General features: G+C 71.4%; 4 protein-coding genes and 1 pseudogene. 3 read left to right on the forward strand and 2 right to left on the reverse strand.

Annotation, left to right across the window (positions count from 1 at the left end; translation table 11 throughout):
• Positions 1-72 precede the first annotated feature (72 nt).
• Complete coding sequence (gene rocD / locus QZV94_RS23115) at positions 73-1083, forward strand: ornithine--oxo-acid transaminase (protein ID WP_293682527.1); 1011 nt, start codon at positions 73-75, stop codon at positions 1081-1083.
• Here the strand turns inward: rocD and QZV94_RS23120 are convergent.
• A complete protein-coding gene (locus tag QZV94_RS23120; RefSeq protein ID WP_293682529.1) occupies positions 1080-2519 on the reverse strand; it encodes a PLP-dependent aminotransferase family protein in 1440 nt (479 codons plus the stop codon). The genes rocD and QZV94_RS23120 overlap by 4 nt on opposite strands.
• Positions 2520-2581: 62 nt before the next feature.
• Here QZV94_RS23120 and QZV94_RS23125 point away from each other — a divergent pair, with 62 nt between their 5' ends.
• Complete coding sequence (locus QZV94_RS23125) at positions 2582-3187, forward strand: hypothetical protein (protein ID WP_293682531.1); 606 nt, start codon at positions 2582-2584, stop codon at positions 3185-3187.
• A 105-nt stretch (positions 3188-3292) separates the two neighbouring features.
• Positions 3293-4786: a sigma-54 dependent transcriptional regulator gene (locus QZV94_RS23130; RefSeq protein WP_293682533.1), complete on the forward strand. Its 1494-nt coding sequence runs from the start codon at positions 3293-3295 to the stop codon at positions 4784-4786.
• Here the strand turns inward: QZV94_RS23130 and QZV94_RS23135 are convergent.
• Positions 4783-5015: pseudogene (locus tag QZV94_RS23135) on the reverse strand (hypothetical protein); the annotation flags it as partial. The gene QZV94_RS23130 and the pseudogene QZV94_RS23135 sit on opposite strands and share 4 nt — an antisense overlap.

The raw sequence follows: 5015 nt of genomic DNA on the forward strand, positions 1-5015 counted from the left end.
CACTACCATGGCTCGCTGTTGGCGCGGACGGGGGGTGACGAGCGACACTTCCCCCCTTAGACCCTGGCCGCCATGACCGAGCGGGCAGGGCGGCTGCCGTTGCCCTCGAGGGCCTTCCGCAACCACCAGCTGACGCCCTTCTACGACGAGCTATCCGCGCTCACCCACTCCCACAAGGCCCTGCCGATGAACTCCGGGGCCGAGGCCGTGGAGACCGCGCTCAAGGTGGCTCGCAAGTGGGGCTATGAGGTCAAGGGCGTGCCGGACGGTCAGGCCGAGATCATCGTCGCCTCCGAGAACTTCCACGGCCGCACCGTGGCCATCGTCGGCTTCTCCACCGACCCGCAGTCGCGCGGCGGCTTCGGGCCCTTCGCGCCGGGATTCAGGACCGTCCCGTTCGGCGACGCCGACGCCTTGGAAGCCGCCATCGGCCCCAACACCGTCGCCTTCCTGGTCGAGCCGATCCAGGGCGAGGCGGGCGTGATCATCCCGCCTGCCGGCTATCTGAAGCGGGTGCGCGAGCTCTGCACGGCCCACAACGTCATCCTGATCCTGGACGAGATCCAGACCGGCCTCGGCCGCACCGGCAAGCTGCTGGCGGAGGAGCATGAAGGCATCGAGGCCGACCTCACCCTGGTCGGCAAGGCGCTCTCCGGCGGCTTCTATCCGGTCAGCGCCGTGCTCTCGAACTCCGAGGTGATGAGCGTGCTGCACCCCGGCGAGCACGGCTCCACCTTCGGCGGCAACCCGCTCGCCTGCGCGGTCGCCCGCGCGGCGCTGAAGGTGCTGGTGGAGGAGGACATGGTCGAGAACGCCGCCCGCGTCGGCGCGCGCCTGCAGGCCGATCTGGACTCCATCGATGCGCCGCGCGTGAAACAGGTCCGCGGCCGCGGCCTGATGATCGCCGTCGAGCTGCATGCCGACGCCGGTGGCGCGCGCACAGTCTGTGAGGCCCTGCAGGCCCGCGGCCTCCTGGCCAAGGAAACCCACGACCACACCATCCGCATCGCCCCGCCGCTGATCCTGACCGACAGCCAGGCCGCCTGGATCGCCGAGCAGTTCGCCGCGGTGCTGCCCGGCTAAACCACGGCGCCGACGCCGGCCCGCGCCTGCGTCGAGGTGGGCCTCAGGCGCTCGTAGGCCACGGCCAGGCGCGCGACCGCCTCGCCCAGGTCATCCGGCGTCAGCGTGTAGGGGATGCGCAGGAAGCGCTCGAAGGCGCCGTCGACGCCGAAGCGAGGGCCAGCGGCCAGGCGCAGGCCATGGCGTTCGGACGTGGCGGCAAGCGCGCTGGAGACCGGCGTGGGCAACTCCGCCCACAGCGACAGGCCCCCGGGCGGCGAGCTCACGCGCCAGTCGGGAAGCTCGGCCGCCATCCGCGCCAGCAGGTGGTCGCGCCGCGCCCGCAGCATTTCCCGCCGCGCTACCAGCGGCGCCTCGTCGCCGACCAGTAGGTGGGCGGCCGCGAGCTGTTCCAGGAGCGGGGTGCCGAGGTCGATGGATGCGCGGCGTGGTCCCAGAGCCTGGATCGCCTGCACATCGGCGCGGATCCAGCCCAGCCGCAGGCCGCCCCAGTAGCTCTTGCCCGTGGAGCCCAGGCGGACCACGCCATCGCCGGGGTCCTCGAACCCATAGGGCGCGATCGGCGCATCGAGCCACAGGTCCACCAGGGTCTCGTCGAAGATCAGCGTCGTTCGCGTCCGCCGGGCGGCCGCGGCGATCGCGGCGCGTGCGTGCGGCGTCATCCAGCGGCCGGTGGGGTTGTGGAAGTCGGCGATGAGGTAGGCCAGCCGCGGCCCGCTTTGGCTCAGCGCCGCCGCCACGCCGTCCACGTCCCAGCCCTCGTCCGGCAGCCCGACCGGCACGGCCCGGCACGAGGCGCGCTGGATGGCGTCGATGGCGTGCGGATAGGTCGGATGGTCGATCACCACCCTGTCGCCCGGTCCGGCCAACAGCCGCAGCATCAGGGCCAGCGCGTGCTGCGCGCCGTTGGTGACCATGATCTGATCCGGCGTCGTCGGCAGGCCGCGTCGCGTGTAGCGCTCGGCGATCGCCTCGCGCAGCCGCGGCAGGCCCAGGACCCCATAGCCGGTCTGCGGGAGGTGCGCCGGCAGCGCCGACAGGGCCGCGGCATACGCGCCGTGCACCGCCTCGCTGGCCGGGGGCGCGGCCGAGGCGAGGTCAAGCACGCCCTCGGCTCGCGAATCTGAGATAAGCCCGCCGCCCCGCTCGCCCGGTCCCGCGGGCAGCCGCGTTCTCGCGCCCGCACCCTGCCGCCGCTCCAGGAAGCCGTCGTCGCGCAGGCGGGCGAGCGCGGCGGTCACGGTGGTGCGGCTGACCTCCAGCGCCGCGGCCAGCTCCCGCTCGCCCGGCAGCACCACGTCCAGCGCCAACCGCCCGTCGAGGATCAGCAGGCGCAGGCTGTCGGACAACTGGCCGTAGGCCGGTCCCACGCGCTCGCCGCGCCAGGCGCCCAGCAGGCGGACGACGGAGGCGGGGCTGATGCGACGCGGGCTCATGAGGTCCAGCTTCGCAGGACTGGCCCTGGTTTCAAATGCCAGTTGGCCGCATCTGGCTTCCCATGCTCTGCCGCCTCGCCCAACTGTTCCTCGGTCTCGGCCTGTTCGGCGTCTCCATCGGCCTGATGGTGCGCGCCGGCCTGGGGCTGGGCCCGTGGTCGGTGTTCCACCAGGGGCTGGCCGATCAGCTGGGCCTCTCCATCGGCCTGGTCACCAACGCGGTGGGCGCGCTCACCCTGCTGCTGTGGATCCCGCTCAGGCAGCGGCCGGGGATCGGCACGGTCGCCAACGTCCTCGTCATCGGCACGGTCGCGGACCTGACGCTATGGATCGTCCCGCCTCTCGAAGGCCTGCCACTGCGCACCGGGCTGCTGCTGTTCGCCATCGCCCTGAACGGCGTCGCCGGCGGGATGTACATTGGCGCGGGGCTTGGCCCGGGCCCGCGCGACGGGCTGATGACGGGGATCGTGCGGCTGACCGGCTGGCGAGTCGCCCCCGTGCGCACCGGCATCGAGCTCACGGCCCTGGCCTTCGGCTGGCTGCTGGGCGGGACGGTGGGTCTGGGCACGGTGATCTTCGCGTTCGCCGTCGGGCCCCTGGTTGGGCTGTTCCTGCCGGTCTTCGACGCCGAACGCCGGTCGCGAAAAATCCTGCCCGTTAATCCCTGACTCAGGTCTGCGAAACGCCGCCTTTACCCTTCGCTTGTATCACTCCGGGACAAGAACAAGGCCTCGCCAGAAGAGCGGGCGTTCAAATTTCGGTGGGTGTTCTTCATGGCCAAAACGGTCCTTGTCGTCGACGACGACCCTACCCAGCGGCGCCTGATCCAGGCGGTCCTGGAGCGCGACGGCTTCGCTGTCGCACACGCCCAGAGCGGCGACGAGGCGATCCAGCACCTGACCTCCGGCGGCGCCGCCGACGTGGTGCTTCTCGATCTGGTGATGCCCGGCATGTCCGGCCAGGACACCCTGATCGAGATGCGCGCCCGCGGGTTCAACCAGCCGGTCATCGTGCTAACCGCCACCGGCGGCATCGACACCGTGGTCTCGGCCATGCAGGCCGGGGCCGGTGACTTCTTCGTGAAGCCCGCCAGCCCCGAGCGCATCACCGTCTCGATCCGCAATGCGTTGTCGATGGGCTCGCTGAAGAGCGAAGTGGCCCGCCTGAAGAAGCACGCCACCGGGCGCACCACCTTCGACGACCTGATCGGCGGCTCCGCCCCGATGCAGATGGTCAAGCGGCTGGGCGAGCGGGCGGCCAAGTCGTCCATCCCCATCCTGATCACCGGCGAGAGCGGGGTCGGCAAGGAAGTGATTGCGCGCGCGGTCCACGGCTCCTCCGAGCGCGCCGGCAAGCCCTTCGTGGCCGTCAACTGCGGCGCCATCCCGGAGAACCTGGTCGAGAGCATCCTGTTCGGCCATGAGAAGGGCAGCTTCACCGGCGCCACCGACAAGCACCTGGGCAAGTTCCAGGAGGCCAACGGCGGCACCCTGTTCCTCGACGAAGTCGGCGAGCTGCCGCTGGACGTGCAGGTCAAGCTGCTGCGCGCCCTGCAGGAGAGCGAGATCGACCCGATCGGCGCCAAGCGCTCCATCAAGGTCGACGTGCGCATCGTCTCGGCCACCAACCGCGACCTGACCCTGGGCGTCTCCGAGGGCCGGTTCCGGGAGGACCTGTTCTATCGCCTGAACGTCTTCCCGATCGAGGCCCCGGCGCTGCGCGAACGGCGCGAGGACATCGCCGCCCTGGTCGACGCCTTCGTCCGCCGCTTCAACGTGGAGGAGGGCAAGTCGGTGGTGGGCGCCTCTCCCGAGACCCTGGGCTACCTCACCGCCTTCGACTGGCCCGGCAACGTCCGCCAGCTGGAGAACGCCGTCTACCGCGCCATCGTTCTGGCCGACGCGCCCTACCTGCAGCCGCACGACTTCCCGGCCATCTCCGGCGTCGCCGCGCCGCCGCCCGAGTACGATGCGCCCGCGGCGGTCTCCGCGGCCGGCGCGGCGGCCTCGCCGGCCGCTGCCGCCGCCGGCAGTCCCGACTCGCCCGTTCGCATCCTCGACGCCCGCGGCCACCTGCGCACCCTGGAGGAGATCGAGCGCGACCTCATCCAGCTCGCCATCGAGGTGTATGCCGGCCACATGAGCGAAGTGGCCAGGCGTCTCGGCATCGGCCGCTCCACCCTCTATCGCAAGGTCCGCGAACAGGGTCTCGACGGCCTGGTCAAGGCCGAGGCGGAAGGCGAAAGCGTCGAAGAGGTCGCGGCCTAGCCGGACGGCTTGCGCCGGAAACCGCGCCCACGCGGCATGGCCTTGGGCTCCCCCTTGGCCTTGGCCGCGATCTCCTTGAGCTTCACGGCCTGCATGGCCGAGAGCGCCTGGCCTGGCGCACCCTTCTCGGGGTCGCCGAAGGCGCGGCCGTAGGTCTTCAGGCGGTCGGCGACGCTGCCCAGGAATTCGCCCTCCCAGTCGCAGAGTGTGACGCCGGCCTTGTCGGCCC

Source organism: uncultured Phenylobacterium sp. (assembly GCF_902826855.1).
Lineage (GTDB): Bacteria > Pseudomonadota > Alphaproteobacteria > Caulobacterales > Caulobacteraceae > Phenylobacterium.